The 12,478-nt window shown below is 63.7% G+C and carries 14 protein-coding genes; 9 read left to right on the forward strand and 5 right to left on the reverse strand.

All coding sequences use genetic code 11. The features are described from left to right. Positions 1–142: 142 nt before the first annotated feature. Complete coding sequence (gene pbpG, locus HU729_RS03210) at positions 143–1,069, forward strand: D-alanyl-D-alanine endopeptidase (RefSeq protein WP_346655284.1); 927 nt, start codon at positions 143–145, stop codon at positions 1,067–1,069. A 47-nt stretch (positions 1,070–1,116) separates the two neighbouring features. On the opposite strand, the gene HU729_RS03215 is transcribed toward pbpG, so the two are convergent. Then, complete coding sequence (locus tag HU729_RS03215; protein ID WP_186664398.1) at positions 1,117–1,548, reverse strand: hypothetical protein; 432 nt, start codon at positions 1,546–1,548, stop codon at positions 1,117–1,119. A 65-nt stretch (positions 1,549–1,613) separates the two neighbouring features. Further along, positions 1,614–2,315 carry an NUDIX hydrolase gene (locus tag HU729_RS03220; protein ID WP_186664397.1) on the reverse strand — a complete coding sequence of 234 codons (702 nt, stop codon included), beginning with the start codon at positions 2,313–2,315 and terminating at the stop codon, positions 1,614–1,616. 134 nt (positions 2,316–2,449) lie between these two features. On the opposite strand from HU729_RS03220, the gene HU729_RS03225 reads away from it, so the two are divergent. The 4 genes from HU729_RS03225 to HU729_RS03240 all read left to right on the forward strand — a co-directional run bounded on the left by HU729_RS03225 (position 2,450) and on the right by HU729_RS03240 (position 6,667). Further along, the gene (locus HU729_RS03225; protein ID WP_186708339.1) at positions 2,450–3,100 is read left to right on the forward strand and encodes a nicotinamidase; all 651 of its coding nucleotides are present in this window, start codon (positions 2,450–2,452) and stop codon (positions 3,098–3,100) included. Then, a complete protein-coding gene (gene pncB / locus HU729_RS03230; protein ID WP_186664395.1) occupies positions 3,097–4,299 on the forward strand; it encodes a nicotinate phosphoribosyltransferase in 1,203 nt (400 codons plus the stop codon). The genes HU729_RS03225 and pncB overlap by 4 nt, the downstream gene beginning before the upstream one ends. A 121-nt stretch (positions 4,300–4,420) precedes the next feature. Then, complete coding sequence (gene ppnN / locus HU729_RS03235) at positions 4,421–5,794, forward strand: nucleotide 5'-monophosphate nucleosidase PpnN (protein WP_186664394.1); 1,374 nt, start codon at positions 4,421–4,423, stop codon at positions 5,792–5,794. A gap of 246 nt (positions 5,795–6,040) precedes the next feature. Then, positions 6,041–6,667 carry a TIGR04211 family SH3 domain-containing protein gene (locus HU729_RS03240; RefSeq protein WP_186708340.1) on the forward strand — a complete coding sequence of 209 codons (627 nt, stop codon included), beginning with the start codon at positions 6,041–6,043 and terminating at the stop codon, positions 6,665–6,667. A gap of 5 nt (positions 6,668–6,672) precedes the next feature. Here HU729_RS03240 and HU729_RS03245 read toward each other — a convergent pair whose 3' ends face one another. Then, positions 6,673–7,593, reverse strand: coding sequence for a LysR family transcriptional regulator (locus HU729_RS03245; RefSeq protein WP_186708342.1), 921 nt, complete (start codon positions 7,591–7,593; stop codon positions 6,673–6,675). A 124-nt stretch (positions 7,594–7,717) separates the two neighbouring features. Between HU729_RS03245 and HU729_RS03250 the strand changes: the two genes are divergently transcribed. Further along, positions 7,718–8,452: an SDR family oxidoreductase gene (locus HU729_RS03250; RefSeq protein WP_186708344.1), complete on the forward strand. Its 735-nt coding sequence runs from the start codon at positions 7,718–7,720 to the stop codon at positions 8,450–8,452. An 18-nt stretch (positions 8,453–8,470) separates the two neighbouring features. Next, the gene (locus HU729_RS03255; RefSeq protein WP_186664387.1) at positions 8,471–8,677 is read left to right on the forward strand and encodes a 4-oxalocrotonate tautomerase family protein; all 207 of its coding nucleotides are present in this window, start codon (positions 8,471–8,473) and stop codon (positions 8,675–8,677) included. An 87-nt stretch (positions 8,678–8,764) separates the two neighbouring features. Here the strand turns inward: HU729_RS03255 and HU729_RS03260 are convergent, their stop codons facing one another. Continuing rightward, positions 8,765–9,646 (reverse strand): LysR family transcriptional regulator, encoded by an 882-nt coding sequence (locus HU729_RS03260; RefSeq protein ID WP_186708354.1) that lies wholly within the window; start codon positions 9,644–9,646, stop codon positions 8,765–8,767. Positions 9,647–9,776: 130 nt separating this feature from the next. Between HU729_RS03260 and argC the strand changes: the two genes are divergently transcribed. After that, on the forward strand, positions 9,777–10,712 hold the full coding sequence (gene argC / locus HU729_RS03265) for an N-acetyl-gamma-glutamyl-phosphate reductase (RefSeq protein ID WP_186708346.1): 936 nt from the start codon (positions 9,777–9,779) through the stop codon (positions 10,710–10,712). 84 nt (positions 10,713–10,796) lie between these two features. Next, a complete protein-coding gene (locus HU729_RS03270; protein ID WP_186708348.1) occupies positions 10,797–11,483 on the forward strand; it encodes a GNAT family N-acetyltransferase in 687 nt (228 codons plus the stop codon). 60 nt (positions 11,484–11,543) lie between these two features. On the opposite strand, the gene HU729_RS03275 is transcribed toward HU729_RS03270, so the two are convergent. Then, positions 11,544–12,478: NtaA/DmoA family FMN-dependent monooxygenase (locus tag HU729_RS03275; protein WP_186708350.1), on the reverse strand; the 935-nt coding region annotated here is incomplete at its 5' end.

Consider the following 12,478-nt stretch of genomic DNA (forward strand, 5'->3'; position numbering starts at 1 on the left):
GATACAGCATGAAGGTTTTTTCATTTCGACGCTGGGCCTGGACGAGCAATCGACAGCCGCTGAGCCATACTCCACAATGCAGCGGTTTTCGGGGGAAACCCTTGCACAGCCAACGACATACCAACTATTAGTGAGCCTCAACGTGAAAACTTCCCTGTCCATCCTCAGCCTGCTGCTGGCGCTCACAGGAACCGCGATCCTTCCGTCGACCGCTGCTGCACAATCCCCGGCCCAGGCACAACGCGACCCGTCCAAACTGCACCTGGCTTCCGGCAGCGCCTTGCTGATCGACCTGAATACCAACAAAGAGCTGTACTCCAGCCACGCCGACCGCGTGGTGCCCATCGCTTCGGTCACCAAGCTGATGACCGCCATGGTGGTGCTCGACGCCAAGCTGCCGATGGACGAGATGCTCACCATGACCATCGCCAACAACCCTGACCTCAAGGGTGTCTTTTCGCGCGTACGCCCCGGCAGCGAACTGAACCGTCGCGAAACCCTGCTGATTACCCTGATGTCATCGGAAAACCGCGCGGCCAATACCCTGGCCAACCATTATCCCGGCGGCTATGGCGCGTTCATCAAGGCGATGAACGCCAAGGCTCGTAGCCTAGGCATGAGCCATACTCGCTACGTCGAGCCAACCGGCCTGTCGACGCAAAACGTGTCCACCGCCCATGACCTGGCCAAGCTGCTGATCGCCTCGCGCAACTACCCGCTGCTCAGCGAGCTCTCGACCACCCGCGAGAAGACCGTAGCCTTCCGCAAACCCAACTACACCCTGGGCTTTCGCAACACCGATCATCTGGTGAACAAGAGCAACTGGGACATCAAGCTGACCAAGACCGGCTTCACCAACGAGGCGGGGCACTGCCTGGTACTGCTGACCAAGATGGACAACCGCCCCGTGGCGATGGTGATTCTCGACGCCTACGGCAAGTACACCCACTTCGCCGATGCCGGGCGCCTGCGCCAATGGCTGGAAACCGGCTCGGCCAAGGCGGCGCCGGCGGTGGCGATGCAGTACAAGTCAGACCGCCAGAACCGCTCGCGCGTGGCGTCCGAGTAAGTCACCAGGTTCAGGGCGGCCCGTTGCGGGTCCGCCTGCCCTCACCCTCAGGCAATGGTGCTGATCAAGTTGCCGGAGCTACTGCTGTTCAGCTTGCTCAAGGCCTGCAGCAACTGCGCGGTCGCCTGCTGGATCTGACCGCTGATGGTCGCGATCTGCGCCTGGACACCCGCCACCGCAGCCAGCTTGGCCTTCTCGTCCATCGGTTGCGCCTGAACCTCGGACAGCCGCTTCTGGGCGTCGGCCAGCTGCTTCTGCATTTGCTTGATCAGCTCACGCAACTGGCGGATGTGTGACGGCTCGCTGCTGCTGCCGCTGCTCTTGGCCTTGTCGGCCTTGTCAGACGGTGCCGGCATGGCGACCTGGGCGCCGCCAGCCGAGCTGCTGCTCTTTTCAGTGTCGCTGGCCTGGGCGGCCGTCTGCAGCGCAGACGACTGCACGTTCACGCCAGTGACGTTGACACTTGTGATCCCTACCATTTTCCTTCTCCGCAAGGATTTTGACCTGACCGCTATATCGGCCGCCAAACGCCATGCTTGAGCCTTCATGCTTCCGGCAACAGGCTACGGTCGAACAGAAACGGACCCACGCCTTGCGGTAGGTACTCGTAAAGCTGTTGGGGCCGGCCCAGTCGTGGCTGATTGCGTTCGCCGGTATCACGCACCCAGCCTGCCTCCCTCAGACGCTCCAGACGTTTGCGCAACGACGTGTTGTTCACCGGCCGCCCCAGGCACGCTTGCGCCGCACCCAGCGCATCGAGCACCGTGAAACGCGTCGGCAGCAGATACAGAGGCAGGCTGCTGTACAGACTCTTGGCCGCCAGCCGCTCGCGGGTGCGCTGCACCAGCAGCCCATGATCGAACGGCAACAGCACTTTGCGGGTCGATAGGCTGTCGAGGTCGAAGAAAGCCAACTGCTCCCCGACGATGGCCTGCACCGGATCGAGCAATGCCAGGTAGTAGGTACTCAACGACCAACCACGCGGATCACGAAACGCGTTGCCTTCGGTGCCGACCTGCTCCATGTACCGAGGCCGAACCTGTGCCTTCTCTTGCAGCGCCCGCTCGGCCGCCGCATCCAGGCTATTGTCCGGCGTGCTGCCGTTGACGATGACACCCGGCAAGGCCCATTGCCCCCGATGCGGCTCTCGATCGCGGCGGTGCAACAACACCTGCAACCCCTGCAAATCCGGGGCAAGGCGCAGCGCAACGATATCCACGCTGGCCATGACTTCAACTGCGCTCATCTCGACTCCTCGTTCCACACCCCATATTCCACCAGGTATTTTTTGTGATGCAAGCCCTACTCCATAAACAAGGACGCTTGACACACTTATAGCACCAGATGAAATATATAGGCATTCCAGTTGAGGTAGTCCTGATGAAGATCGCCAGTTTCGACGTCGATGCCCAGAACGGCTTTACCGCCAACGCCCCGCAGGAGCTGCCGGTACCCGGCGGTCACCTGATCGCACCGGCGCTCAATGCCATGGCAAGTCGTGCCGACCTGCGCCTGGGCAGCAAGGATGCCCACCCAGCCAATGCCGCCTGGGTGGTGGGCGATGCCGCGCAGATGCTTCAGCCATTGGCATTGACCAACGCCGACCTCACCTGGGTCAGCCACTGCGTGCCCGGCACACCAGGTTTCGAACTGCTGCACGGCCTGCCTGCCCCGATCGATTACGACTATTTCGTCTGGAAAGGCGTGGAGCCCGACCTGCACCCCTACGGCGCCTGCTACCACGACCTGGCCGAGCGCCGCTCCACCGGGGTGATCGAGTACCTCAAGGTTTACGCCGTCGAGGTCGTGCTGGTCGGCGGCCTGGCCCTGGATTACTGCGTGCGCGCCACCGCGCTGCAACTGAACCGCGCCGGATTCCATGTGCTGCTCTACCTGCCCGCCTGCCGAGCACTAAGCGACGCCGGCGCCAAAGCTGCCTGCAGCGAGCTGGCTGCCGCCGGGGTAGTACTGTGCGCCGATGAAGGCGAGCTGGACCGCCAGCTCGCACTGTTCAAGGAGCCCCGCCCATGAGCAACGACGTTTTTGCCCCACGGATTATCCAGAACCTGCTGGACACCGACTTTTACAAGATCACCATGATGCAGGCGGTGCTGCACAACTACCCCAACGCCGAGGTGGAGTGGGAGTTGCGCTGCCGCAACGACGAAGACCTCTCGCCCTACCTTGCCGAGATCCGCTACCAGATCGAACAGTTGGCCGAGGTCTCGGTGACCCACGACCAGCTGGCCTACCTGGAAAAAATCCCCTTCATCAAGCCGGACTTCATTCGTTTCCTCAGCCTGTTTCGCTTCAACCTGCGCTATGTCCAGGTCGGACTGGACGATGCGGGGCAACTGGCGATCCGTATTCGCGGCCCCTGGCTGCACGTGATCCTCTATGAAATCCCGTTACTGGCAATCATTTGCGAGGTTCGTAATCGCTACCGCTATCGCGAAGTGACGATGGCGCAGGTGGGCGAGCGCCTGTACCAGAAACTCGACTGGCTCAAGACGCACGCCAGCAGCGATGAGCTGGCAGGGTTCCAGCTCGCTGACTTCGGTACCCGCCGACGCTTCTCCTATCCTGTACAGGATCAGGTAGTGCATATCCTCAAGCGCGACTTCCCCGGACGTTTCGTTGGCACCAGCAATGTCCACCTGGCCCGGGAATACGAACTCAAACCCATCGGCACCATGGCCCACGAATGGTTCATGGCCCACCAGCAACTCGGTCCGCGCCTGGTCGATAGCCAGGTCGCGGCGTTGGAATGCTGGGTGCGTGAATACCGGGGCTTGCTCGGCATCGCCCTGACCGACTGCATCGGCATGGATGCCTTCGTGAAGGACTTCGACCTGTATTTCGGCAAGCTCTTCGATGGCCTGCGCCACGACTCCGGCGATCCCCTGGCCTGGGCGGAAAAAGCCATCGCGCACTATGAGCGCCTGGGCATCGACCCGCTGAGCAAGACCCTGATCTTCTCCGACGGCCTGGATTTCGCCAAGGCATTGCAGCTCTACCGCGCGCTGCACGGGCGGATCAACGTCAGCTTCGGCATCGGCACCAACCTGACGTGTGACATTCCCGGCGTGACGCCAATGAACGTGGTGATCAAGATGACCGCCTGCAACGGCGCCCCTGTCGCAAAAATCTCCGACAGCCCCGGCAAGACGCAGTGCCGGGACGCGAATTTCGTCGCCTACCTGCGCCATGTGTTCAAGGTGCCCGTCTGAGCCGTCGTGCGCTGGCAATGAGCCAAGCGCCGAATCTTTGCCTTCCCCCCTCGTTGCCGCGTGCAATTGTCGGTATGGTGTTGTCAAAGAAGGATGTTTTACCCGCACAGGAAAGACTTAGATGCCCCAACGCAATGTCATCAACGCCTCCGTCAGCCCCAAAGGCAGCCTGGAGACGCTGTCGCAACGTGAAGTCCAACAACTGAGCGAAGTCGGTACCGGCAGTCTCTACACCCTATTCCGCCAGTGCGCCCTGGCTATCCTCAACACCGGCGCCCATGTCGACAATGCCAAGACCATCCTTGAGGCCTACAAGGACTTCGAGGTCCGCATCCACCAGCAAGATCGCGGCGTGCGCCTGGAATTGCTCAACGCCCCGGCCGATGCCTTCGTCGATGGCGAGATGATCGCCAGCACCCGCGAAATGCTGTTCAGCGCCCTGCGCGACATCGTCTACACCGAAAGCGAACTGGCCAGCCAGCGCATCGACCTGGAAAGCTCCCAGGGCATCACCGACTACGTATTCCACCTGCTGCGCAACGCCCGCACCCTGCGTCCGGGCGTGGAGCCGAAGATGGTGGTGTGCTGGGGCGGTCACTCGATCAGCAGCGAGGAATACCAGTACACCAAGAAAGTCGGCCATGAACTGGGCCTGCGCAAGCTGGACGTCTGCACCGGTTGCGGCCCGGGCGTCATGAAGGGCCCGATGAAAGGCGCGACCATCGCCCACGCCAAGCAGCGCATGCACGGCAGCCGCTACCTGGGCCTGACCGAGCCGGGCATCATCGCTGCCGAAGCGCCGAATCCCATCGTCAACGAGCTGGTGATCCTGCCGGATATCGAGAAACGTCTGGAGGCCTTTGTCCGCGTCGGCCACGGCATCATCATCTTCCCCGGAGGCGCTGGGACGGCCGAGGAATTCCTGTACCTGCTCGGCATCCTCATGCACCCGGACAACCAGGAACTGCCCTTCCCGGTCATTCTCACCGGCCCGCGCAGCGCCGAGCCGTTCCTGCAGCAACTGCATGCCTTCGTCGGCGCCACCCTCGGCGAAGCGGCGCAGCGCCATTACCAGATCATCATCGACAATCCGGCCGAAGTCGCCCGGCACATGGTCGAAGGGCTCAAGACGGTCAAGCAGTTCCGCCGCGAGCGCAACGACGCCTTCCACTTCAACTGGCTGCTGAAGATCGACGGTGGCTTCCAGCACCCGTTCGACCCGACCCACCAGAACATGGCCGATCTCGCCCTGCGCCGCGACCTGCCGCCCCATGAGCTGGCCGCCAACCTGCGTCGGGCGTTTTCCGGCATCGTCGCCGGCAACGTCAAGGACAAGGGCATTCGCCTGATCGAGGAACACGGCCCATACCAGATCCGCGGCGATCAGGCGATCCTCGACCCGTTGGGCAGATTGCTGCAGGCCTTCGTCGACCAGCACCGGATGAAACTGCCCGGCGGTGCGGCTTATGTGCCGTGCTACCAGGTCGTGACCTGAGCCGGGCAGCAGCTCCAGTGCCAACCTGTTGGTGGATCGATCGCAGCGGTAAACCGCCGCTGCGATTGATCCACCCACGCGCCATTCGCTGATCAAGCCCCTTACCCGCAACATCTTGCAGACGATTCCCACCTAAAGCAGTGAACCTGCCTACAAAAAAACGGTCTTTCGCTGACGGTCAATCCACCGACCGCTTCACGGCCCAGTCACCGGGCCTCCAACCGTACTGTTTCAGCGAAGACCACCATGCCCGAATTCCGCCGCGCCACCCTCGCCCTCGCCGCCCTGTTCGCCACTGCCCCGTCCGTCTACGCCGAAGAGCCCTCCAGCGACGCACGCTGGGTCAGCGACAGCCTGAGCACCTACGTGCGCAGCGGCCCGACCGATGGTCACCGGATCGTCGGCACGCTCAAGTCCGGACAGAAAGTGTCGCTGATCGGCACCCAGGGCAACTACAGCCAGGTTCGCGGCCAGAGCGGCGATCTGGTGTGGATCCTCACCAGCGACCTGCAGACTGTGCCCGGCCAGAGCGAACGCCTGCCGCAACTCGATGCTCAGGTCGCGGAACTGTCCGGCCAGCTCAAGACCATCGACGACAGCTGGAAGACTCGCGTCCAGGGCATGCAGGAAACCCTGGACTCGCGCAAAGCACTGATCGATGAACTGGAATCGCGCACCAAGGCCCTCAACGAACAGCTCGAGCAGTCGCAATCGAGCCTGCGCGACACCCAGGCGCGCCTGGGCGACGAAAACAAGCAGGTGATGATGCGTTACATGGTCTACGGCGGCAGCATCGCCGGTGCTGGCTTGCTGGCCGGCCTGATCCTGCCGGCGCTGACCCGCGGGCGTAAACGCAACGACCGCTGGTTCTGACGCAATCAGGTGGCGGGTAATTGCCCACCCGCCACCAGGAAGTCGATGAACAGCCGCACCCGCAGCGGCATGTGCCGCGCCTGCGGGTAGATCAACGTGAATGGCCGCGCCGTACCACCGAAGGCCGGTAGCACTTCGACCAGCTCACCGCTGTCCAGGGCCTCCTGCACGGTGAAGCGGTACGCCTGCATCAGGCCGGCACCATGTCGCGCGAGGGTGGCGGTGGCGAGAAAGTCGCCCAGGCAGGTGATCGAGCCGCCGACCTCGATCTCCACCAGGCCACCGTCACGGCGAAAGGTCCAGGGCGCTCTGCGTCCGCTGCTGGGTATCTCGAACAGGATGCACTCATGCCGCGCCAGGTCTTCCGGCACCTGCGGATGACCTGCTCGCGCCAGGTAGCCCGGGGTCCCCACCACCACCAGCTCGGCGTTTTCCAGGCGCCGTGCCACCAGCCGCGAATCGGCAGGCTCACGTCCGCGGATGGCCAGGTCGAACTGCTCCTCGGCGAAATCGACATTGCGATTGCTGACATGCACGTCCACCTGCACTTGCGGATAGCGCTCGCGAAAACGCGGCAGCCATGGCAACAGACGGTGATGGGCGTAAGGCGTCGGCGCACTGACCCGCAGGCGCCCACGCGGCTCGATCTGGCCACCCGAAACTTCGCGCTCGGCCTCCACCAGTTGCCCCAGTGCCAGACGGCACTGTTGGTAGTACGCCTGGCCGGCATCGGACAGGCGCATCTGCCGCGTAGTACGCACGAATAACCGTACACCCAGGCGTTCTTCCAGGCGTGCCACCGAGCGACTGACCGCTGCCGGCGTGACCCCGGCCTCGGTGGCAGCGGCAGTGAAGCTGCCGGTATCGGCAGCCAGGCAGAACAGCTCGAGGCTGCCCAGTTGAAGATCATCGAAATGGCGGGTCATGACAGCTCGATTGATTACATGAAGTATCGATTGAAATGCCATCCGCCTTATTTTTCAACTCCAGATGAGGTCTTAGAGTGGCTCCACCAACGAGCCAACCGGCTCGCTTAACTGGAGCCCCACCATGAGCACTGCAAGAACCATCGTTATCACCGGCGCATCCAGCGGCTTGGGCTTCGCCCTCGCCAAGGCCTTTATCGAACGTGGCGACAATGTGGTCGGCAACGCCCGCACCCAGGCCCGCCTCAATCAGGCCGCCACCGAGCTGGGCAACCCGGCCGCCTTCGTCGGCGTGGCTGGCGACATCGCTGACGCCAGCACCGCACAGCGGCTGTTCGATACAGCGCTGGAAGTGTTCGGCCGCGTCGATATCCTGGTCAACAATGCCGGGATCTTCATTCCCAAACCGTTCACCGACTACACCGAACAGGACATCGACGCGCTGTTTTCCACCAACCTCAAGGGCTTCGTCTACCCCTCCCAGGCCGCGGCAAAGATCATGAGCGCCCAAGGCCATGGCCATATCGTCGCGATCACCGCCTCGGTCGCGATGCAGCCTAACGTGCGAGTGCCCGCAGCACTGCCGATCCTCGTCAAGGGTGGCTTGAACCAGGCGGTCAAGGGCCTGGCGCTGGAACTGGCCGGTAGCGGCGTGCAGGTCAATGCCGTGGCTCCGGGGATCATCGAGACGCCCCTGCACAACAACGACGTCGCAGGCCTGGGTGTCTTGTCGCCGAGTGGGCGCACCGGCAAGCCGCAGGACATCGTCGATGCCGTGCTATACCTGACCGACGCACGCTTCGTCAGCGGCGTCGTACTTCCGGTAGACGGCGGTGGCACCGCCGGTACCTGGCACTGAAAACCCGAGGAGCCTGCCATGCCATACGTTCATATCCGTGTGACCGACGAAGGGGTCACTGCCGAGCACAAACGCCTGTTGATCGAAGGCACCACCGAACTGCTGGAACGGGTGCTGAACAAGCCACCGGCCAGTACCTTCGTGGTGATCGAGGAAGTGCCCACCGACAACTGGGGAGTGGGTGGCGAGACAGTGACGGTGGTGCGCAAGCGCGAGCGGGGCTAACCCGCGTCACCGCAGTGTTCTTTTGGCGGGCAAGCCCGCCCAAAGATCACTGTGGTACATGCCTGTGACCACACCCGACACAGACCGTCATTGCCGCAACCGCTCCAGCGCCTCCAGCACATGCCCCGTGGCCCGCTCCACTTGCCCTTCGCGGCAGGCGATCCCCAGCGCCCGCCATAACCCCGGTCGCAACGGGCGTCGAGCGATGCGCCGGTCCAGTTCAGGCGCCTCCCCCTCCTGCGGCAGCAATGTCGCGCCATAACCCGCAGCCACCAGGCTCTTGATTGCATCGTTGTAGTTCAACTCGATGCGCGCCTCAGGGTACAGCCCGGCTGCCGCGAACCAATCGCTGGTCACCCGCGAAAGCTGCGTGGTGCTGTCGTTGAGAATCAGTGCACGCTGCCCGAGCCAGGCGGGTGTCACCCGCGCCGGCGGCTGCCAGTCGGCAGGCAGGTAGGCCATGATCGGGTCGCGTCGCCACGGGGTAAGCTTGACCCCCTTCACTGCCACCTGCGGCAGCGCCACCAGGCCGATGTCCAGGCTACCGTCACGCACGCGCGCCAGTGATGCCTGCGACGTGAGCACCTGAACCTGCACATCGATACCCGGATGCTCACTGCGAAGGGCCGCCAACGCACTGGGCAATAGGTGGGCAATGGCGCCAGTGGAGGCGCCCAGGCGCACCCGCCCGGTCAATCCGGCCACCTGACGCTGCACTTCATCCAGCGCCTGGTCGGCATCGGCCAGCAGCCGACGGGCACGCGTCAGCAGGGTTTCGCCGACCACCGTGGGCCGTACCTGCCCGCGGGTTCGGGTAAGCAGCGCTGCCCCCACCCTCGTTTCAAGCTCGGCGACGTGCAGGCTGATGGTCGGTGGTGCCAGGTTCAACTGGCGAGCGGCCTCGGCGAAGGAGCCAAGGTCGGCGATCACCACCAGTGTGCGCAGGCGATCGAGGCTGATTTCTCGCAGGATGCTGCTCCTTGTCCGGTTGAATGTCCTGATTCAGCTAAACTGAACATCGTCATCATGATATTCAAATTTTCTTTAGATCAAACAACCGCGAGGATACACCTACTTCCTTCCTGAGCGGATCTCCACCATGCACCAGCCCCTGATATTCATCGACGGCGACCAAGGCACCACCGGCCTGCAGATCCATGCCCGCCTGCACGGTCGCGGCGACCTTCGCCTGCTGACCCTGCCCGAGGCCGAGCGCAAGGACCCGCAGCGCCGCCGCGAGGCCATCAACAGCGCCGATATTGCCCTGCTCTGCCTGCCCGACGCCGCCGCACGCGAGGCCGTGGCGACAATTCACAATCCGGCGGTGCGAGTGATCGACGCCAGCTCTGCGCACCGTACCAGCCCTGGATGGGTCTATGGCTTGCCGGAGCTGGACGAGCAGCAGGCCGAGCGCATCGCCCAGGCCACACGGGTCAGCAACCCCGGTTGCTACCCGACCGGTGCCATCGCCCTGCTGCGGCCGCTGGTGCGCGCCGGCCTGCTGCCTGCGGACTACCCGTTGAGCGTACATGCCATTTCCGGCTACTCCGGTGGCGGTCGCGCTGCGGTCGAGCGCCATGAGCAGTCAGGCGGCGATCCTGCTCCGGCCCTGCAGCTCTATGGTCTGGAGTTGGCGCACAAGCATGTCCCGGAGATCCAGGCCCACGCTGGCCTGAGCGCACGCCCAATGTTCCTGCCAGGCTACGGCGACTATCGCCAGGGGATCGTGTTGAGCATCCCGCTGCAGCTGCGTTTGTTGTCGCCAGGCGTCACCGCCGAGCACCTGCAGGCCTGTCTCGAACAGCACTATCAGGGCGCACGCCATGTCCAGGTAATGCCCCTGCACCAGCAAGGGCCTGCGACCCCCTTGGACCCGCAGGCCCTGAACGACAGCAACGACCTGCGCCTGGCACTGTATGCCAATCCCGAGCACGGGCAGGTCCTGCTGACGGCCGTGTTCGACAACCTGGGCAAGGGCGCTTCGGGCGCTGCAGTGCAGAACCTCGACTTGATGCTGGCCGCGTTGCGCCAGTGAGGCCAAGCCTGTAAAAGCGGTTAGACTGTACACCCCGCGTCATTCAGGCGCGGGGTCAGTTCAACCGCCGGAGCCTGTCCCCCGATGTTCATCCTGAGCCGCCTCGACGGCGTGCCGCCCGAATCCTTCCAGAACCAGATCCGCCAGCTGGTGATCGAACATGTCGGCGCGCTGAGCAGCGTCGCCATCACCGCGGACAACCCGCTGTATCCGCTGTACCAGTACGGTGTCGGCCTCGAAGTCCACCAATACCTGCAGGCCCTGGACGGCACCCGTGGCCTGGCCGTGGAGCTGGTCCTGGCGCTGGACGCCGACGCCCCGGACCAACTGCTGGGCTTCGCCCTCGCCCTGCCGGCCCAGGATGATCAGCACGCGTGTGTTCTGGCGTTTCTCGCCGTATCCCCTGACCACCGTCGTGAAGGCATCGCCCGTGGGTTGCTGACAGACCTGCGGGCGCGCTACAGCTGCGTGGAGATGAGCGCTTTTGCTCATGCCGTACCCTGGTTCGAGGCCATGGGCCTGCAGGTCGTGAGCGCCACCGGGCCACAAGTGCTGATGAGCAGCACCGGCAAGGCCAGCGGCGCGCTGGTCGGACGCCTGGACATTGCGCCCATCTACCAGACCCTGGAAGTGCGTCAGATCCACGCCTATCTGCTCAAGCAGCATGGCGAGGCGGCGATGATCGACGCCGAGCGCCAGCGCGATGAGCACCTTGACGAACTGACGCTGCAGGCCCAGGCCTGCGTGGCGACGCGCAAGCGCGTGCATTGAGCCGAAACGGGTTGCCGCTTCCGGAAATGGCCAGTGAGGCCATCGCCGAAGCGGCCAGGTTCAACCAGCGAAGCGCGGTATGGCTAGCCCCAGGCTCTCCCTCAGGGTCGTCCCTTCGTATGCCGTTCGGTAGACACCTCGCTCCTGCAGTAACGGCACCACCTCCTGGGTAAAGCGTCGGAACTGCCCCGGATGCCCGATGTAGATATTGAACCCGTCCAGCGCCCGGGCTTCGAACCAGTCGGCCATCTTCGCCGCCACCGTCTGCGCCGAGCCCACGAAGGCGCCTGGGCGTAGCTGGCGGCCGAACTCCACTGCCTGGCGCAGGCTGAAACCCTTGTCCCGCGCCTGGTCGGCGATGCGCTTGGCATTGGTGAAGAAACTGCTGCGGGCAAACTCGAGGCTCTGCTGCGGAAACGGCGCATCGAGGTCGTACTGGCTGAAATCGTGCCAACCGAAGTTACGCCCGAACTCCTTCAGCGCCAGCTCGAAGCTGTGATCGGCCTGATGATAGTGACGCTCGATCTCGCGGGCATGCTCGTCGGTATCACCTACATAGATTTCGGCCCCCGGCAGCACCAGCACCTGCTCAGGATCACGCCCCAGGCGTGCGGCGCGATCCTTCACGTCCCGGTAGAACGCCTGGCCCTGCTCGACGCTTGCAGCGTGGGTGAAGATCACGTCCGCCGTCGTCGCCCCCAGGTCACGCCCCTGCTCGGAATCCCCGGCCTGGAAGATCACCGGCTGGCCCTGGGGCGAGCGCTGGATGTTCAGCGGGCCGACCACCGAGAAGTGCTCACCCTTGTGATTGAGGCTGTGCAGCTTGGCGGGGTCGAGGAAGCGCCCGCTCTGGCGATCCCGTGGGAAGGCATCGTCTTCATAGGAATGCCAGAGCTTCTGCACCACCTCGACATGCTCGTGGGCACGACTGTAGCGGGTGTCGTAGTCGTAATGCTCATCCAGCCCATAGTTGCCGGCGGTGCCGGCATCGCCAC

Source organism: Pseudomonas sp. RW10S2 (assembly GCF_014268985.1).
GTDB lineage: Bacteria > Pseudomonadota > Gammaproteobacteria > Pseudomonadales > Pseudomonadaceae > Aquipseudomonas > Aquipseudomonas wayambapalatensis.

What these genes read in the sequence shown, in the direction of transcription:
- HU729_RS03245 (WP_186708342.1), bottom strand. Translation starts at nt 7,593, where the DNA reads ATGACCCGCCATTTCGATGATCTTCAACTGGGCAGCCTCGAGCTGTTC.
- HU729_RS03220 (WP_186664397.1), bottom strand. Translation starts at nt 2,315, where the DNA reads ATGAGCGCAGTTGAAGTCATGGCCAGCGTGGATATCGTTGCGCTGCGC.
- argC (WP_186708346.1), top strand. Translation starts at nt 9,777, where the DNA reads ATGCACCAGCCCCTGATATTCATCGACGGCGACCAAGGCACCACCGGC.
- ppnN (WP_186664394.1), top strand. Translation starts at nt 4,421, where the DNA reads ATGCCCCAACGCAATGTCATCAACGCCTCCGTCAGCCCCAAAGGCAGC.
- pncB (WP_186664395.1), top strand. Translation starts at nt 3,097, where the DNA reads ATGAGCAACGACGTTTTTGCCCCACGGATTATCCAGAACCTGCTGGAC.
- HU729_RS03255 (WP_186664387.1), top strand. Translation starts at nt 8,471, where the DNA reads ATGCCATACGTTCATATCCGTGTGACCGACGAAGGGGTCACTGCCGAG.
- HU729_RS03240 (WP_186708340.1), top strand. Translation starts at nt 6,041, where the DNA reads ATGCCCGAATTCCGCCGCGCCACCCTCGCCCTCGCCGCCCTGTTCGCC.
- HU729_RS03215 (WP_186664398.1), bottom strand. Translation starts at nt 1,548, where the DNA reads ATGGTAGGGATCACAAGTGTCAACGTCACTGGCGTGAACGTGCAGTCG.
- HU729_RS03250 (WP_186708344.1), top strand. Translation starts at nt 7,718, where the DNA reads ATGAGCACTGCAAGAACCATCGTTATCACCGGCGCATCCAGCGGCTTG.
- HU729_RS03270 (WP_186708348.1), top strand. Translation starts at nt 10,797, where the DNA reads ATGTTCATCCTGAGCCGCCTCGACGGCGTGCCGCCCGAATCCTTCCAG.
- HU729_RS03225 (WP_186708339.1), top strand. Translation starts at nt 2,450, where the DNA reads ATGAAGATCGCCAGTTTCGACGTCGATGCCCAGAACGGCTTTACCGCC.